This window comes from Monashia sp. HAY1-2A, from assembly GCF_056755315.1.
Window position 1 is genome coordinate 18592 of sequence record NZ_JBNDHY010000035.1, and the last position, 15752, is coordinate 34343.

The following is a 15752-nucleotide window of genomic DNA, read 5'->3' on the forward strand; positions in this document are numbered from 1 at the left end:
CATGTGCTCCTACTGCGGGTGCGAGGACATCAGCGTCGTCGGCCGGTTCATGTCCGAGCACGTCGACATCATCAACGCCTGCGGCGACCTGCGACGGGCCTGCCGGTCCGGCGACGGCCGGGCCGTCGGGCCGGCCGTCGAGCGGCTCGTCGGCCTGCTGCATCCGCACACGGTCGCCGAGGAGGCGGGGCTCTTCAGCGTGCTCGCCGAGGATGCCGAGTTCACCGACCACGTCGGCAGGCTGTGCGCCGAGCACACCGCCCTCGACGAGCAGCTCGCCGCCATCCGGGACGGTGCCCACACCGCCTTCCCCGCGTTCGAGCGAGCGCTGCGCGCGCACATCGACCGCGAGGAGAACGGGCTCTTCCCTGCAGCCGCCATCGCGTTCGCCGGCCCCGAGTGGGACCGCGTCGCCGCCCTGACGCCGGGCCCGACCCCCGACCACGCACACGCTCAGCCGCACCACCACCCGAACGACCACCTGCACGTCCACCGGCACGACCACCAGCACGACGAGGCGGACGCCCACGTGCCCGCTCACCCGGCATGAGCGAGGGCACGGGCACGTCACCGGTCGGACGGGCGGCCCGGGCCGCCGGACCGGGCTGCGACGGCGGCGGCAGGTCCGACCGCCCGGCCGCCCGACGCGGACGCTTCCCGCTGCGCGACCGTCCCGGCATCGTCTGGCTCGCCCTCGCCGGGCTGCTGACGCTCCTGCACCCGGTCGTCCCCGCCGCCGACTGGCTGCTCGTGCACCTCGTCCTGCTGGGCGCGCTGACGCACTCGGCGATGGTGTGGAGCACGCACTTCACCCAGGCGATCCTGCGCACGCCGGACTCGGTCGACGACCGCACCCAGCAGAACCGGCGCATCGTCGTGCTGCTCGCCGGTGCGACCCTGGTGCTCGTCGGCGTCCCCAGCGGAGCGTGGCCGCTCACGGTCACCGGTGCGACCGGGGTGGCCGCGGCCCTCGGATGGCACGGCGTCGCGCTGTGGCGGCGCCTCAGACGCGCCCTGCCCGGACGGTTCCGGACCAGCGTCCACTACTACCTCGCCGCCGCGTCGGCCGTGCCGGTCGGGGCGACCTTCGGCGCCTGGCTGGCCAGAGGCCTCGACGACGAGTGGCACGGCCGCCTGCTCGTCGCCCACTCGATGACCATGGTGCTCGGCTGGCTCGGCCTCACCGTCATGGGAACGCTCGTCACGCTCTGGCCCACGATGCTGCGCACCCGGATGGACGACCGCGCCGAACGCCTTGCCCGACAAGCACTTCCGTTGCTGGTCGCCGGTCTGGTCGTCCTGGACGGCGGAGCGGTTGCCGGGCTGCGCGGCGTCGCACTCGGGGGACTGGGCGCCTACGTCGCCGGTCTCGGGTGGTGGGGTCGGGCGCTCGTCCGTCCGGCCCGCCAGGCACCACCGCGCAGCTTCGCCACCTGGTCGGTGACCGCCGGACTGGCATGGGGCGTCGGTGCGGTCGTCCTCGTCGCCTGGCGGCTGGGTACTGCCGGTTCGTGGAGCGCGGTCGCCGAGGGCTATGGCGTCGTCGCGGGCCTCGTCGCGGTCGGCTTCGCCGTCCAGCTCCTCTTCGGGGCCCTCTCGCACCTCATCCCGGTCGTGCTCGGCGGCGGGCCGTCGGTGGCCAGGGCGGCGTCAGCCTGGTTCGACCGGGCCTGGGTGTGGCGCCTCACCGTCGTCCAGCTGGGCCTCGCCGTGGCGGTCCTGCCCGTCCCGTCGACGGTCCGGGTCGGCGTGTCGGTCCTCGTCGTCGGTGCGCTCGGCGCCTTCGTGCCCCTGCTGCTCGGCGCGACGCGTGCGGCGGTCAGGGCCCGTCGCGACCTCCTGGCGGCCACCGGCTCCTCGGCCGGCGCCGCGGCCCGGGCCACCGCGCCCGGCGGCGCCGAGCCCACGTCAGCCGTGACGGCGTCGGTCACCGCGTCTCCCTCGCCCGGCGCGTCGGCCCTCCTCCCAGCCCGTGGCGGCGGGCAGGTGGGCGTTGCGGCCTCGGCCGTGGCGCTCGTCGTCTCGCTCGGCGTGGCCCTGAGCCCGGCCCTGCCGAGCGCCGGCTCGCCGTCGCCGCCGGCGTCCTCACTCGCCGCAGGCGTCACACCGACCGGACACACGACACGCGTCCGCGTCGAGGCGCACGACATGGCGTTCGTCCCCGCGTCGGTCGCCGTGCCGGCCGGCGACCGGCTCGTCGTCGACCTCGTCAACAGCGACAGCGGATCACCGCACGACCTCACCTTCGCCGCGGGAGTCCGCACGCCCCGGGTCATGCCGGGGCACGCGGCGACGCTCGACGTCGGCGTCGTGGGCGCCGACGCCGAGGCCTGGTGCAGCGTCGTCGGCCACCGGCAGATGGGCATGGTGCTGCACGTCGCGGTGACCGGCGCTCCGGCGCGCGGCGCCGAGACTGCGATCCCGCACGGGGTCGGCGGTTCAGCCGCAGCCCCGACGCAGCCCACGCGCCTCGCCGGGACGTTCCCGCCGGGCTTCCGCGCCGTCGACGCGACCCTGCCGCCGGTGCCCGCGGGACGCGTGCACGACGTGACCCTGCGCCTCGAGGAGGTCGTGCTCGAGGTGGCCCCGGGCGTCCGGCAGCGGCGCTGGACCTTCGGCGGGACGGTTCCGGGGCCGACGCTGCACGGACGCGTCGGTGACACCTTCGTCGTGAGGCTCGTCAACGACACCCCGATGGCGCACTCCGTCGACTTCCACGCGGGCGAGCGCGCCCCCGACCGCGTCATGCGCACCATCCCGCCCGGCGGCTCGCTGACCTACACCTTCACGGCCGGTCGGGCCGGCATCTGGCTCTACCACTGCGCGACGATGCCGATGACCGCGCACATCGGCGCAGGTCTGTTCGGGGCCGTCGTCATCGACCCGCCCGGTCTGCCGGCGGTCGACCACAGCTACGTGCTCGTCCAGTCGGAGGTCTTCCTCGACGGCGACGGTGTGGGCTCGGTCCGCGAGGTGGACGCCACGGAGGCGGCCGGCGACGCCGCCGACCTCGTGACGTTCAACGGCGTGGCGAACCAGTACGTGGCCTCGCCGCTCGTGACCCGCGCCGGCCAGCGCACCCGCATCTGGGTGCTCGCGGCGGGTCCCAACCGCGGTAGCGCCTTCCACGTCGTCGGCTCACAGTTCGACACCGTGTGGAGCGAGGGCGCGTACCTGCTCGACCGCGGACGCGGCCGGGCCGGTGGGCGCGACGGCGGCGCCCAGGCACTTGCCCTGGCGCCGGGGCAGGGCGGGTTCGTCGAGCTGGCCCCGACGGAGCCGGGCAGCTACCCGTTCGTCACCCACGTCATGGCCGACGCCGAGCGTGGCGCCCGCGGGCTGCTGACCGTGACGCCGTGACGCACCGCCGCCGTTGACGAGGGCGGCCGGGACCGGGACGCGTGCTGACGCGCCACGCCCCGGCCGCGGGGAGCCGGCCGGCTCAGATGTAGATGGCGGGGTCGACCCACTGGTTGGCGGCGTCGCGCTTCGGGAAGCGCAGGACGGCGGGGATGCCGGTGGCGACGGCGCCCGCCGGGACGTCCTTGACGACGACCGAGTTGGCGCCGACCTGCACGTCGTCACCGACGAGAACCGGACCGAGGATGCGGGCCCCCGCCCCGATGGTGACGCGGTTGCCGACCGTGGGGTGCCGCTTGACCCGCGCGAGGGAACGGCCGCCGAGCGTCACACCGTGGTAGAGCATGACGTCGTCGCCGACCTCGGCGGTCTCGCCGATGACGACACCCATGCCGTGGTCGATGAAGAACCGACGCCCGATGCGGGCCCCGGGGTGGATCTCGACCCCGGTGACCGAGCGGGCGACCGTCGCCAGGACCCGCGCCGGCAGACGCCCGGCCGGGTGCTTCCACAGCTCGTGCAGTCCCCGGTGCGCCCAGATGGCGTGCAGGCCGGGCGAGGTGAGGACCACCTCGAGGCGCGAGCTGGCCGCGGGGTCGCGGGCCAGGGCGCCGTCGACGTCCTCACGGGCCCGGTCGACGACGCGTCGGGCCCAGCCGAGCGGGCCGCGGTACGCGGGCTCGGGCTGCCCCGGCGCGGCGTCGGGGCCGAGGGCGGGCGTGGCGTCGGCGCGGCGGGCCGGGGCGTCGGCGGGGACGTCCCGGACCAGCGACAGCGCGGGCTCGGCCGGCCGCGGGCGCGACTCGACCTGCGCGGTGGTGGTGGCTGCGGTGCTCATGCGACCGACTCCTCGGACCCGGACGGGTCTCAGTCGACGAGGCCCTCGAAGAGGACCGTGGACAGGTAGCGCTCGCCGAACGACGGGATGACGACGACGATGGTCTTGCCCTCGTTCTCGGGGCGCTGGGCCACCTGGGCGGCGGCCGCGATCGCGGCGCCGGAGCTGATGCCGACGAGGAGGCCCTCCTCGGTGGCGGCGCGGCGCGCGTACTTGACGGCCGTGTCGGCGTCGACGTCGATGACCTCGTCGTAGATCTCGGTGTCGAGGATCTCGGGCACGAAGTTGGCGCCGAGGCCCTGGATCTTGTGCGGGCCGGGCTGGCCGCCGTTGAGGATCGGCGACTCGGCCGGCTCGACGGCGACGATCTGGACCTCGGGCTTGCGGGCCTTGAGCACCTGGCCCACGCCGGTGATGGTGCCGCCGGTACCGATGCCTGCCACGACGATGTCGACCGTGCCGTCGGTGTCCTTCCAGATCTCCTCGGCCGTCGTCCTGCGGTGGATCTCCGGGTTGGCCTCGTTGGCGAACTGGCGGGCCAGGACGCCACCGCGCTCGGCGGCGATCTCGTCGGCCTTGGCGACCGCACCCTTCATGCCGGTGGCCGGGTCGGTGAGGACGAGCTCGGCACCGAAGGCACGCAGCAGCGCGCGGCGCTCCTTGCTCATCGACTCCGGCATGGTGAGGACGACCTTGTAGCCGCGCGCCGCTCCGACCATGGCGAGCGCGATCCCGGTGTTGCCCGAGGTCGCCTCGACGATGGTGCCGCCGGGCTCGAGCTCACCGCTCGCCTCGGCGGCGTCGATGATCGAGACGCCGATGCGGTCCTTGACGGAGCTGGCCGGGTTGTAGAACTCCAGCTTCGCCGCCACGGTGGCCGGGGCGCCGTCGGTGACCCGGTTGAGTCGGACGAGCGGGGTGTTCCCGATCAGCTTGGTGACGTCGTCGTGGATCGGCATGGCGTGGGGCCCCTTCGGCAGTCGGCAGTGTGCGGCTGGTGCGGCTGGTACGGCTGGTGGCGCGCCCGGTCGTCGGCGACAACCGGAGACTCGTTATGCATATTCCAACATCTCGTTATCTCTTGCCAAGACATGCGTTCACGATCTGGTCCACGACCCTGCGCTTGTCATGGCGCGCGACACCCGGGAAGCCGGCCCACGCAAGGGGACGAGCGTCACGTCGAGGCGCCCGTCACAATCACTAAGCGCTTGCTAACTCGTCACTAGACTCGCCGGCATGAGTGCGCTCCAGATCGTCGCGGTCGTCGTCTGCCTCGGGGTCACCGCGGTGGCGGTGGCGTTGCTGGTCAGGACGGTCAACGGGTTCGTGGCCACGTTCCGGCTCGGTCAGCCCGAGGACCGGGGTGATGCGAAGGGGGAGCGGACCCGGACCTTGCTGCGGGAGTTCCTGGGGCACACCCGGATGTCGCGGCTGCCGGTGGTGGCGGTGGCGCACTGGTTCACGATGGTCAGCTTCGGCGTCCTGTTCTTCACGCTGCTGAACGCGTTCGGCCAGCTGTTCAAGCCGGACTTCGCGCTGCCGCTGATCGGGCACTTCCCGCCGTTCGAGTGGGTCACCGAGTTCTTCGCATGGACCGGGCTGCTGGGCATCCTCGTGCTCATCGTGATCCGGCAGCGGCAGCACCCGCGTTCGGCCGCCGGTGAGGGCGGGCGGCGCAGCCGGTTCTTCGGCTCGACGTGGTGGCAGGCGTACTACGTCGAGGCCACGATCCTCGGGGTGACGCTGTGCATCCTGACGCTGCGCGGGCTGGAGTACGCCCTGTCCGATCGAGGTGGCAGCACCGGCACGACCGCGGTCAGCGACGCGAACGGGCTGCACTACCCGCTGACCGGCTGGCTCGGCGGGATGTTGACCGGCTGGTCGGTCGAGGCGCTGGAGAACGCCATCGTGGTCGTGGCCGCGGTCAAGATCCTCATCTCGTTCGCGTGGATGATCACCATCGCGCTGACCCCGACGATGGGCGTGGCCTGGCACCGGTTCCTGGCCTTTCCCAACATCTTCTTCAAGCGGCACGCCGACGGCCGGACCAGCCTCGGGCAGCTGCAGCCGATCCGCGTCAACGGGCAGGTGCTCGACTTCGAGAACGTCGAGGACCTGCCCGAGGACGCGCCGCTGGGGGTCGGCAAGGTCGAGGACTTCACCTGGAAGGGGCTGCTGGACTTCACCACGTGCACCGAGTGCGGCCGCTGCCAGTCCCAGTGCCCGGCGTGGAACACCGACAAGCCCCTCTCGCCGAAGCTGCTCGTCATGACGCTGCGCGACCACGCGCACGCCAAGGCCCCCTGGCTGCTGGCCTCCGAGGAGGTCCGCGCGGCCGGCATCGAGAACGCCTCGGACGCGTCGAACGGGGCCGACGGCTTCAGCGACGCCACGAGGGGCGCGGTCGCGACCGAGCAGCTCGTCGGGACGACCGGATACGACATTCGCAACCCGCTGACGGCCTACAACCCGCACGGTACGCCGGATGGTGGCGCCGTCATCGACGAGGACGTGCTGTGGTCGTGCACCACCTGCGGCGCCTGCGTCGAGCAGTGCCCCGTCGACATCGAGCACGTCGATGCGATCGTGGACCTGCGCCGCTACAAGAACCTCATCGAGTCCGCGTTCCCGGCCGAGCTGAACGGGCTGTTCAAGAACCTCGAGAAGAACAGCAACCCGTGGGGCCTGGCGCCGCGGCTGCGGATGGACTGGGCCAAGGACCTGCCCTTCGAGGTCAAGCAGGTCGGTGTCGACGTCGAGGACCTCGGCGAGGTCGACTACCTGTTCTGGGTCGGCTGCGCCGGCGCCTACGAGGACCGCGCCAAGAAGACGACCCGGGCCGTGGCCGAGCTGCTGCACACCGCCGAGGTCAGCTTCGCGGTGCTCGGCGACGGCGAGGCCTGCACCGGCGACCCGGCCCGCCGCGCCGGCAACGAGTTCCTCTTCCAGATGCTGGCCGCCCAGAACGTCGAGACCCTGAGCGAGGTCGGCGCGACCAAGATCGTCGTCACCTGCGCGCACTGCTTCAACACCATCAAGAACGAGTACCCCCAGCTCGGCGGGCACTACGAGGTGCTGCACCACACCCAGCTGCTCAACCGGCTCGTGCGCGACAAGCGCCTGACCCCGGTGGCCCGCCCCGGCGACGCCGCGTCCAGCGGGACCCTCACCGGCGCCGCGTCCACCGGCGCCAAGGTCACCTACCACGACCCGTGCTACCTCGGCCGGCACAACCAGGTCTACGCCCCGCCGCGCGAGCTGCTGCAGATCCTGCCCGGCGTCGAGTACGCCGAGATGCAGCGGTCCAAGGAGACCTCGTTCTGCTGCGGCGCCGGCGGGGCCCGGATGTGGATGGAGGAGAAGCTCGGCACCCGGATCAACACCAACCGCACCGCCGAGGCCCTGGCCACCGGCGCCGACCGCATCGCCGTCGGCTGCCCCTTCTGCAAGGTCATGCTCACCGACGGCGTCAACGCTGCCGTCCAGGACGGCACGACGGCCGAAGGCCAGGTCGAGGTCGTCGACGTCGCCCAGATGCTCCTGGCCGCCGTCCGCCGCGGCAACGAGGGTGGCGAGCCCGAGGTCGCCGAGCAGCCGCAGCCCGACCCGGAGCCGGCCCCCACCGCCTGAGGCCGCTCCCCCGGCCACGCGAACGGCCCCCTCCCGCTCCGGGAAGGGGGCCGTTCGCGTGCGGGCGCGACGCGGTCGGGCGTCCTCAGTGTCCTCAGCGTCCGGGAGCGTCCGGACGCAGCCGGCGCGTCAGGCGCGTCAGGCGCGTCAGGCACGTCAGAGGATTCCGCGGGCGTGGAAGGCCGCCGTGACCGCCCTGGCGGCCGATGCCCCGTAGAGGCGCTGCGCGGCAGCGACGGTGTCGAGCGCGGCGGCGCGGAAGGTGGTGTCGGGCGCGAACGCGAACTGCGCCTCGACGATGAGCGTCGACGCCTTGGTGTCGCCGAGCGCGGCACGGACGTCCCAGAGGGCCCGCGACCAGATCTCGCCGTCCGCGTGCACCTCGCCGACGACGTCGGTGGGATACGTCTTCGTGCCGTCGAGGCGGCGCAGGCAGTGCGGGACCGTGCGCGTGTAGGAGACCGAGTCCCAGTCGGCGACGCACGCCTCGGGGGTCAGGGTCGGCGTCCCGGCGCGCCAGCTCGTCACGACGACGGCGAGGTAGTCGCCGAAGGCCTCGCCGATCGCGCCGGACTCGAGGGTCGTTCCGAAGCCGGGCACCTGGCCGTCCTGCACCGAGTGGCCGTACTCGTGCACGACGACCTCGGCGTCCTCGGCGTCGTCCACGCCGCCCTTGCCGACGGTGATGTTCGCCTTGTCCGGTCGGAAGAAGGAGTTGTCGCCGCCGTACTGGTCGACCCGCAGCTCGATCTGGCGCTGGTTGACCGGCCGCAGGGTCGAGCCGAAGCCCAGGTGCTGGAGGTACTCCTGGGCCGTGGTCACCCAGTAGTAGCCCATGACCTGCTCGAACTGGTCGACGTCACGGTGGTAGGCCGGGAAGGCCCCGCCCACCGACCGCGCGGCCGAGCCCGTCGAGCTCTTGACCCGCACGTACTGGCCGGTCAGCGTGCCCGAGCCGTCGAGGTGCGTCAGGGTGACGCGGTGGTAGGCCGGCGCGAGGGCCGAGTAGTCGGCGTCCTTGGCGTCGGTCAGCGACTCGTCGCCGAGCTCCTGGACCGGGTTGGGCAGGAAGACGGTGCCGGTGGCCGTGTGGTCCCAGGGGGTCGACGAGCCGGCGGCCGGCGCGGCGGTGGCGGCGACGGCCAGCGTGGCCGCGACGGCAACCGCCGCGGCGAGGTTTCGATGTGCCATCCCGACACTCTGCACCCGCAGCCCGACCGACGGGCGTGGTACGAGGTCACGAGTTGTCGTGTGGCCCCTCGGCCTGCGGGCGCGGGCTCCCCGGCGACGTAGGGTGGCGCCCGTGACGACCTCGACCACGCCCGACGCCGCCCCTGCCGACGTCGTCCGCGACCTCGTCCCCACCGGCGTGCTGCGGGCGTCGATCAACCTCGGGAACCCCGTGCTGGCGCAGGGCACCCCCACGGAGCCTCGCGGAGTCACCGTCGACCTCGCCCGCGAGGTCGCCGCGCGGCTCGGGGTCCCGCTCCGGCTGCTGTGCTTCGACGCGGCCCGGTTGTCCTTCGAGGCCATGGCCGACGGCCGCGCCGACCTCGGCTTCCTCGCCGTCGACCCGGCCCGCGCCACCCAGGTGGCCTTCACCCCGCCGTACGTCGTCATCGAGGGCGTCTACGTCGTGCCCGAGGCCTCGACCGTGCGCTCACCGGCCGACGTCGACCGTCCCGGATCCCGCGTCGGCGTCAAGGCCGGGTCGGCCTACGACCTGCACCTGTCGCGCACCCTCGAGCACGCCGAGGTCGTGCGCGGCGCGGAGGGGGTCGACGTCTTCGCCGCCGAGGGACTCGAGGCCGGTGCCGGCATCCGCGAACCGGCGACGGCGTGGGTCGCCGCCCACCCGGGCACCCGAGTCGTCGACGAGGCGTTCATGCAGATCCGGCAGGCCGTCGGGACGCCGGCGGGCCGCGGGGAGGCCGCGGAGCGGTTCCTGCGCGACCTCGTCGAGGAGCTCAAGGCGGACGGGTTCGTCGCCGCGTCGCTGCGCCGGTCGGGCCAGACCGCGGCCGTCGCCCCGCCCGCCTGAGCCGTCAGCCGCCGAGCAGCCTCGGCGGTTCGACCCCGAGCGCCGCCATCTCGGCGTCGGTGAACAGGCGTGACCGGATGAGGAACCGCACCCCCTCGGGAGCCTCGACGCTGAAGCCGCTGCCGCGTCCGCGCACGACGTCGACGGTCAGGTGGGTGTGCCGCCAGTAGGCGTACTGCGACGCCGACATCCAGAAGGCCACCGGCTCGTCCAGGCCCTCGACAGCGAGGTCGGCGAGGTGCACGTCGGCCTCGCTCGTGAGGAACTCGCCGGCCGGGTAGCACATCGGCGAGCTGCCGTCGCAGCAGCCGCCGGACTGGTGGAACATCAGCGGTCCGTGGACCCCGGTGAGGCGGCGGAGCAGGTCCGCCGCCTCACCGGTCAGGTCGACCCGGCTGCGGGAAGCCGATGGCTCACCGGGTCGACCCGTCCCGACGGACGTGACCTGCGGCCCGTGGGAAGGCACGTCGCGGCCCCGTCAGAAGAAGCCGAGGGGGTCCGGGGAGTAGGACACGAGCAGGTTCTTCGTCTGCTGGTAGTGGTCGAGCATCATCTTGTGGTTCTCGCGGCCGATCCCCGACTGCTTGTAGCCACCGAACGCCGCGTGCGCCGGGTACTGGTGGTAGCAGTTCGTCCAGACCCGACCGGCCTTGATGCCTCGGCCCATCCGGTAGGCCCGTGCGCCGTCGCGCGTCCACACGCCGGCGCCCAGGCCGTAGAGCGTGTCGTTGCTGATCGCGAGCGCGTCGGCCTCGTCCTCGAAGCTCGTGAGGGAGACGACCGGGCCGAAGATCTCCTCCTGGAAGATCCGCATCGAGTTGCTGCCCTCGAAGACCGTCGGGGTGACGTAGTAGCCGTCGGCGAGGTCTCCGTCGAGCACGTTGCGCTCCCCACCGGTGAGGACCTTGGCGCCCTCCTGCCGGCCGATGTCGAGGTAGGACAGGATCTTCTCGAGCTGGTCGTTGCTCGCCTGGGCGCCCATCGTCGTGTCGGTGTCGAGCGGGTTGCCCTGCTTGATCTTCTCGACGCGCGCCACGGCGTCCGGGACGAAGTCGGGGTAGATCGAGCGTTGGACCAGCGCGCGCGAGGGGCAGGTGCAGACCTCGCCCTGGTTGAGCGCGAACATCGTGAACCCCTCGAGGGCCTTGTCGTAGAAGGCGTCCCGCTGCTGGGCGACGTCCTCGAAGAAGACGTTGGGGCTCTTGCCGCCGAGCTCGAGCGTGACCGGGATGATGTTCTGCGACGCGTACTGCATGATGAGCCGCCCGGTCGTCGTCTCGCCGGTGAAGGCGATCTTGGCGATCCGCGGCGACGAGGCCAGGGGCTTGCCGGCCTCGACACCGAAGCCGTTGACGACGTTGACGACGCCCCCGGGCAGCAGGTCGCCGATGAGCTCGACGACCTTGAGGATCGACCACGGCGTCTGCTCGGCCGGCTTGAGCACGACGGCGTTCCCGGCGGCGAGTGCCGGCGCGAGCTTCCAGACGGCCATGAGGATCGGGAAGTTCCACGGGATGATCTGGCCGACGACGCCGAGCGGTTCGTGGAAGTGGTAGGCGACCGTGTCGGCATCGATCTCGCTGCTCGAACCCTCCTGTCCGCGAAGGACGCCCGCAAAGTAGCGGAAGTGGTCGACGGCGAGGGGCAGGTCCGCGGCGAGCGTCTCCCGGACGGCCTTGCCGTTCTCCCACGTCTCGGCGACGGCGAGCATCTCGAGGTTCTCCTCGAGGCGGTCGGCGATGCGGTTGAGAACGAGCGACCGTTCGCCGAGGCTCGTGCGGCCCCACGCCGGCGCGGCTGCGTGGGCGGCGTCGAGGGCCGCCTCGATGTCCTCCTCGGTGCCCCGGGCGATCTCGCAGAACGGCTTGCCGTTGACCGGCGAGATGTTCTCGAACCAGAGGCCCTTCTTCGGCTCGACCCAGTTGCCGCCGATGAAGTGGCCGTACCGGTCCTGGAGCGAGACGAGCGAGTCGGCCGCTCCCGGGGGTGCATAGATGGTCATGTCGTTCTCCCAACGTCCTTGGTGGCGGCCCCGAAAACGGGGTCGTCAGGACGTTAGGCAACCGGACGTTGCATCCACGTTGCGTGTCGAGAAGGGTGCTCGCGGCCGACGGCGGGCCCGACGGGTCCTCGTCTCAGGTGCCGAGCTCGCGGTCGAGGCGGTCGAGCTGGTTCCGGACGAGCGGCAGCAGTGGCGAGGAGGGACCGAGGAGCCTGGCCTGGGCCTGCCACATCTCGTAGTCGTCGGCACCGGACGCGGACCGCGTCCACGCCGACATGAGGTCGGTGCGGCCGCTCGCGAGGACGGCCCGGCGCAGGTCGCCCTCGATGCTCTCACGCAGCCGGACCACCCCGGGCGCGACCGACCGTGGCAGCAGCGCGCCCCGGTAGGCCCGCATGGCACTGGCGAGGTCCCCCGCGGCCAGGTGCGCCTCGACACCGAGCCAGTCGCCCGACAGCTCCGCGACGACCCGGTAGGGCCGCGACGCGAGCAGGTCGTCGCCGAGCAGCGCCCGCAGCCGGCCCATCTCGACCCGCAGCGTCGAGGCGCTGCTGTCCTCCTCGTAGAGCAGCACCGCGAGCTCGTCGCCGGACAGGCCACGGGCCGCCGATGCGAGCAGCAGGAGGATCTCGCTGTGTCGTGGGCTGAGCCGCAGCGTCCGCCGGTGACCGCGACCGTCGTCGACGGTGAGCAGGGCGTCGTTGCGTCCGAGGGCCTCGAGCAGCACCGACAGCCGGCCCGGGGTGGCCGGCACCGAGGTGTATCGCGCCCCGACGAGCAGCTCGCGAGCCAGCTCGGACTCGGCCATCCGCGCCGCGGCCCGGACCATGGCCAGCGTCTGTGGCGCGACGATGTCGTCGCCGCCGGTGATGTCGAGGACCCCGAGGACGCTCTGGTCGCTGGGGTCGTGGATCGTCGTCGCCGCGCAGCTCCAGCGCTGGACCGAGCGGCGGAAGTGCTCGGCACCGATGACGTTGACGGGTCGGTCGAGCCGAAGAGCGACCCCCGGCGCGTTGGTGCCGGCCATCCGCTCGTCCCAGTTGCTGCCCTCGACGAAGCCGATGCTCTCGGCGCGGCGCAGCGTGCTCGGCGACCCGCACACCCAGAGCAGCTGGCCCGAGGCGTCGGCCACGGCCATGACCGCGTCGCAGTCGCGCGCCGCCTGGCCGAGCACGTCGTCGAGGAGGGGAAAGACCCGCGCGAGGGGGTGGGCCTCGCGATGGTCGCGCAGGGCGTCGGCCGGCAGCGTGATCGGGGCGTCGACCGCGTCGACGTGGACCCCGGCCGCCGCGGACCGGACCCAGGAGTCGGCGACGTGCGCGCGGACTCCCGAACCCTCGCTCTCGTCGCCCATGGGCCGATTGTGCCCAGCGATCCGGGTCGGTGACAGGGTTTGGCCGCAGGCCGGTGGGTAGGGGTCGGCGAAAGGGTGGTCAACGGCGCGGAACAGGCGCACCATGAAGGAGTCCGCCCAATGGATCGCCAGCAGCAGCCGAGGAGCGACCAATGTCACGACGAGCCCCATTCGTGCCCGACGGAGTGCCAGTACTGTCCCGCGGTCGTCACCGCAACCCCCGCAAGGGCGCCTGCTTCATGGAGATGGCCTCGTTCCTGGCCGGCGAGCGGTGGAGTGACCACCCCGCCTGCACCCATCCCGTGCTCGCGACCCTGGCTCGCTGCGTCAACGACATGCTCGACGAGCCCAACCGGCAGCGCCTGGTGACCATGGTCCCCGAGGTCGTCGGCCTCAACCCGAGCGACCCCCGCGCGACGACGGCGATCGTCCTCAGCACCGCCCGCGCGGCCCTGCCGGTGGCCGCCGAGGAGCGCCAGAACGCGATGGCCATCGCCATCCTCAACGCCGAGGGCATCCTCGCCGAGCAGGACGGTCGTGAGCCCGGACGCCTCTCCGCCGCCTCGCGGGCCGCGCTCACGGCGGCGCCCGCCGCCGAGCGCTGGGCACGGATCAACCTGGCCCGCATGGGCTTCAACTCGGCTGCGCTGCGCCCCTCGAACGCGGCGAGGATCGTCGCCCTCGGCGTCGACGGCGTGGCTCGGGCCTGCATCGACGACCCGGAGGACCGGCTCGTGCAGATGCTGCGCACCGGCATCGACGCGGCGAAGGCGTTCGTCCCCGTGACGACCCCCACCGTCACCGTGCCGTGGACCCAGCCCGCCCCGACCCCCGCACCGGCCGCCGACCCGGCGGTGCGTCGCTCCGTCACCCCGGCCTGAGAGGACCCCACCACACGTCAGCGCCGGTCCGCACGCCCGCCCTGGCGGTCCGGGGCAGACCCGGCCGACCCGAACGCTCCCGGGTCCGGTTCCGGTGGTCCCGCCAGACACGACACGGCCGCGTCCCCGAGGTGGGGACGCGGCCGTGTCGTGCGACTCCGGCTCGCCGTCGACGGTCAGCGGGTCTCGCGGAAGTCCACGTGCTCCCCGGCGACCGGGTCGAACTTGCGCAGCACGAGGCGGTCAGGGGTGGTGTGTCGGTTCTTGCGCGTCACGTAGCTGTAGCCGGTGCCCGCCGTCGAGCGGAGGGTGACGACGGGGCGAAGGTCGGTGCGCTTGGCCAATGGTGCTCCTCGGACGGTCGCTCCGCGGAGGTCGCGAAGCCACTCATGAGAACCGTTCTCGCCTCGTCGGCATTCCCTCCGCACCCGACGTCGCTGCCTTGCGCCGCTCGGCGCCGCCCCGGCGCGACCTCGGGCCCGCCGGGGCGACCGCCGGGTCAGCCGAGGCCGGCCTTCTGCAGGAACTCCGTCGCCACGTCCTCGGCGTCCTTCTTGTCGATGACGACCTCCTTGACGAGGCCGGCCAGCGTCGCCGTGTCGAGCTTCGCCGACACGGCGTTGAGCGTCGAGGAGATGGTGTCGTTGACCTTGGACTTGGTGATGAGCGGGACGACGTTCTGCGCCGCGAAGAACGACTTGGGGTCCTCGAGCGCGACGAAGCCGTTGGCCGGGACGTTCGGGTCGGTGGTGAACAGGTTGGCCGCCTGGATCTGGCCGTTCTTCAGGGCCTGGACCGTGAGCGGGCCACCCGCGTCGAGCGGCTTGAACTCCTTGAAGGTCAGGCCGTACACCTTCTTGAGGCCGGGCACCCCGGACTCGCGCGTCTTCCACTCGGGCGGCCCCCCGAGGACGAGGTCCTTGGCGACGGGCGCCAGGTCGGCGATGGTCTTGAGGTTGTACTTCGTCGCGGTGTCCTTCGTGACCACCACGGCGTCCTTGTCCTCGGCCGCCGACTTGTCGAGCACCTGCAGGCCCGACGGGAGGGCGGCCTTGAGCTCGTCGTAGACGGCCTGGGAGTCGGTCGCCTTGGCTGACTTGTCGAAGTACTGGTCGAGGACCCCGGTGTACTCGGGGACGAGGTCGATCGAGCCGTCTTGCAGCGCAGGGATGTACGTCTCGCGGCTACCGATGTTGGGTTTGGTCGAGGTCTTCACCCCCTTGGCCTCGAGGGCCTTGGCGTAGATGTCCATGAGGAGCTCGGACTCGGGGAAGTTGGCCGAGCCCACGACGATCGTGCCGCTCGGGGCCGCCGAGCCGGCGTTGGTGGGCTGGTCGAGGGGGCTGCCGCCACCGCCCGAGCCGCACGCCGCGAGACCGGCCAGAGCCAGCGCGGAGACCGACGTGAGAACCGTCTTGCTGTGCTTCATACTCATCTCTTTCCTGTGGACGCTGGCCAGGGGATCAGTTGACCGTGCCGACCGTGACGGTAGTCGTCGTGACTGACTCTGTGGTCGACCGGACCTCGGGACGGCCGCGTCGGGTGCGGAACCGGCCGGTGATCCCGCGCGAGACGGCGAGCCGCTGGGCGATGGACGCGACGAGGTCGATGGCGAGGGCCAGGGCGGCGACGAGCACGGCCCCGGA

General features: G+C 72.5%; 13 protein-coding genes and 1 pseudogene. 5 read left to right on the forward strand and 9 right to left on the reverse strand.

Going from position 1 to position 15752, the window contains the following annotated elements; genetic code table 11:
- Position 1 precedes the first annotated feature (1 nt).
- Together ACPYOM_RS07430 and ACPYOM_RS07435 are read left to right on the forward strand one after the other, a co-directional pair.
- A complete protein-coding gene (locus ACPYOM_RS07430; protein ID WP_481345468.1) occupies positions 2-550 on the forward strand; it encodes a hemerythrin domain-containing protein in 549 nt (182 codons plus the stop codon).
- Positions 547-3360: a multicopper oxidase domain-containing protein gene (locus ACPYOM_RS07435; RefSeq protein ID WP_481345469.1), complete on the forward strand. Its 2814-nt coding sequence runs from the start codon at positions 547-549 to the stop codon at positions 3358-3360. The genes ACPYOM_RS07430 and ACPYOM_RS07435 overlap by 4 nt, the downstream gene beginning before the upstream one ends.
- A gap of 82 nt (positions 3361-3442) precedes the next feature.
- Here ACPYOM_RS07435 and epsC read toward each other — a convergent pair whose 3' ends face one another.
- Both epsC and cysK read right to left on the reverse strand, forming a co-directional pair.
- The gene (gene epsC, locus ACPYOM_RS07440; RefSeq protein WP_481345470.1) at positions 3443-4198 is read right to left on the reverse strand and encodes a serine O-acetyltransferase EpsC; all 756 of its coding nucleotides are present in this window, start codon (positions 4196-4198) and stop codon (positions 3443-3445) included.
- A gap of 29 nt (positions 4199-4227) precedes the next feature.
- Complete coding sequence (gene cysK, locus ACPYOM_RS07445; RefSeq protein WP_481343502.1) at positions 4228-5157, reverse strand: cysteine synthase A; 930 nt, start codon at positions 5155-5157, stop codon at positions 4228-4230.
- A gap of 277 nt (positions 5158-5434) precedes the next feature.
- On the opposite strand from cysK, the gene ACPYOM_RS07450 reads away from it, so the two are divergent.
- Positions 5435-7828 carry a (Fe-S)-binding protein gene (locus ACPYOM_RS07450; protein WP_481345471.1) on the forward strand — a complete coding sequence of 798 codons (2394 nt, stop codon included), beginning with the start codon at positions 5435-5437 and terminating at the stop codon, positions 7826-7828.
- 156 nt (positions 7829-7984) lie between these two features.
- Here ACPYOM_RS07450 and ACPYOM_RS07455 read toward each other — a convergent pair whose 3' ends face one another.
- On the reverse strand, positions 7985-9019 hold the full coding sequence (locus tag ACPYOM_RS07455) for a M36 family metallopeptidase (protein ID WP_481345472.1): 1035 nt from the start codon (positions 9017-9019) through the stop codon (positions 7985-7987).
- 112 nt (positions 9020-9131) lie between these two features.
- Here ACPYOM_RS07455 and ACPYOM_RS07460 point away from each other — a divergent pair, with 112 nt between their 5' ends.
- Positions 9132-9869, forward strand: a complete 738-nt coding sequence (locus tag ACPYOM_RS07460) for a transporter substrate-binding domain-containing protein (RefSeq protein ID WP_481345473.1) — start codon at positions 9132-9134, stop codon at positions 9867-9869.
- A gap of 4 nt (positions 9870-9873) precedes the next feature.
- Here the strand turns inward: ACPYOM_RS07460 and ACPYOM_RS07465 are convergent, their stop codons facing one another.
- The 3 genes from ACPYOM_RS07465 to ACPYOM_RS07475 form a co-directional block, all read right to left on the reverse strand.
- Positions 9874-10335 carry a DUF779 domain-containing protein gene (locus tag ACPYOM_RS07465; protein WP_481345474.1) on the reverse strand — a complete coding sequence of 154 codons (462 nt, stop codon included), beginning with the start codon at positions 10333-10335 and terminating at the stop codon, positions 9874-9876.
- Positions 10336-10347: 12 nt separating this feature from the next.
- Positions 10348-11871 carry an acetaldehyde dehydrogenase ExaC gene (gene exaC, locus ACPYOM_RS07470; protein WP_481345475.1) on the reverse strand — a complete coding sequence of 508 codons (1524 nt, stop codon included), beginning with the start codon at positions 11869-11871 and terminating at the stop codon, positions 10348-10350.
- A gap of 133 nt (positions 11872-12004) precedes the next feature.
- Positions 12005-13225: a GAF domain-containing protein gene (locus ACPYOM_RS07475; RefSeq protein ID WP_481345476.1), complete on the reverse strand. Its 1221-nt coding sequence runs from the start codon at positions 13223-13225 to the stop codon at positions 12005-12007.
- Positions 13226-13398: 173 nt separating this feature from the next.
- On the opposite strand from ACPYOM_RS07475, the gene ACPYOM_RS07480 reads away from it, so the two are divergent.
- Positions 13399-14106: a hypothetical protein gene (locus ACPYOM_RS07480; RefSeq protein ID WP_481340604.1), complete on the forward strand. Its 708-nt coding sequence runs from the start codon at positions 13399-13401 to the stop codon at positions 14104-14106.
- Positions 14107-14282: 176 nt separating this feature from the next.
- Here the strand turns inward: ACPYOM_RS07480 and rpmG are convergent, their stop codons facing one another.
- From rpmG to ACPYOM_RS07495, 3 genes and pseudogenes are all read right to left on the reverse strand, one after another.
- Positions 14283-14450, reverse strand: a complete 168-nt coding sequence (gene rpmG, locus ACPYOM_RS07485; RefSeq protein ID WP_481345477.1) for a 50S ribosomal protein L33 — start codon at positions 14448-14450, stop codon at positions 14283-14285.
- 155 nt (positions 14451-14605) lie between these two features.
- A complete protein-coding gene (locus ACPYOM_RS07490) occupies positions 14606-15535 on the reverse strand; it encodes an ABC transporter substrate-binding protein (RefSeq protein WP_481345478.1) in 930 nt (309 codons plus the stop codon).
- A 34-nt stretch (positions 15536-15569) separates the two neighbouring features.
- A pseudogene (locus tag ACPYOM_RS07495) lies at positions 15570-15752 on the reverse strand (ABC transporter permease); the annotation flags it as partial.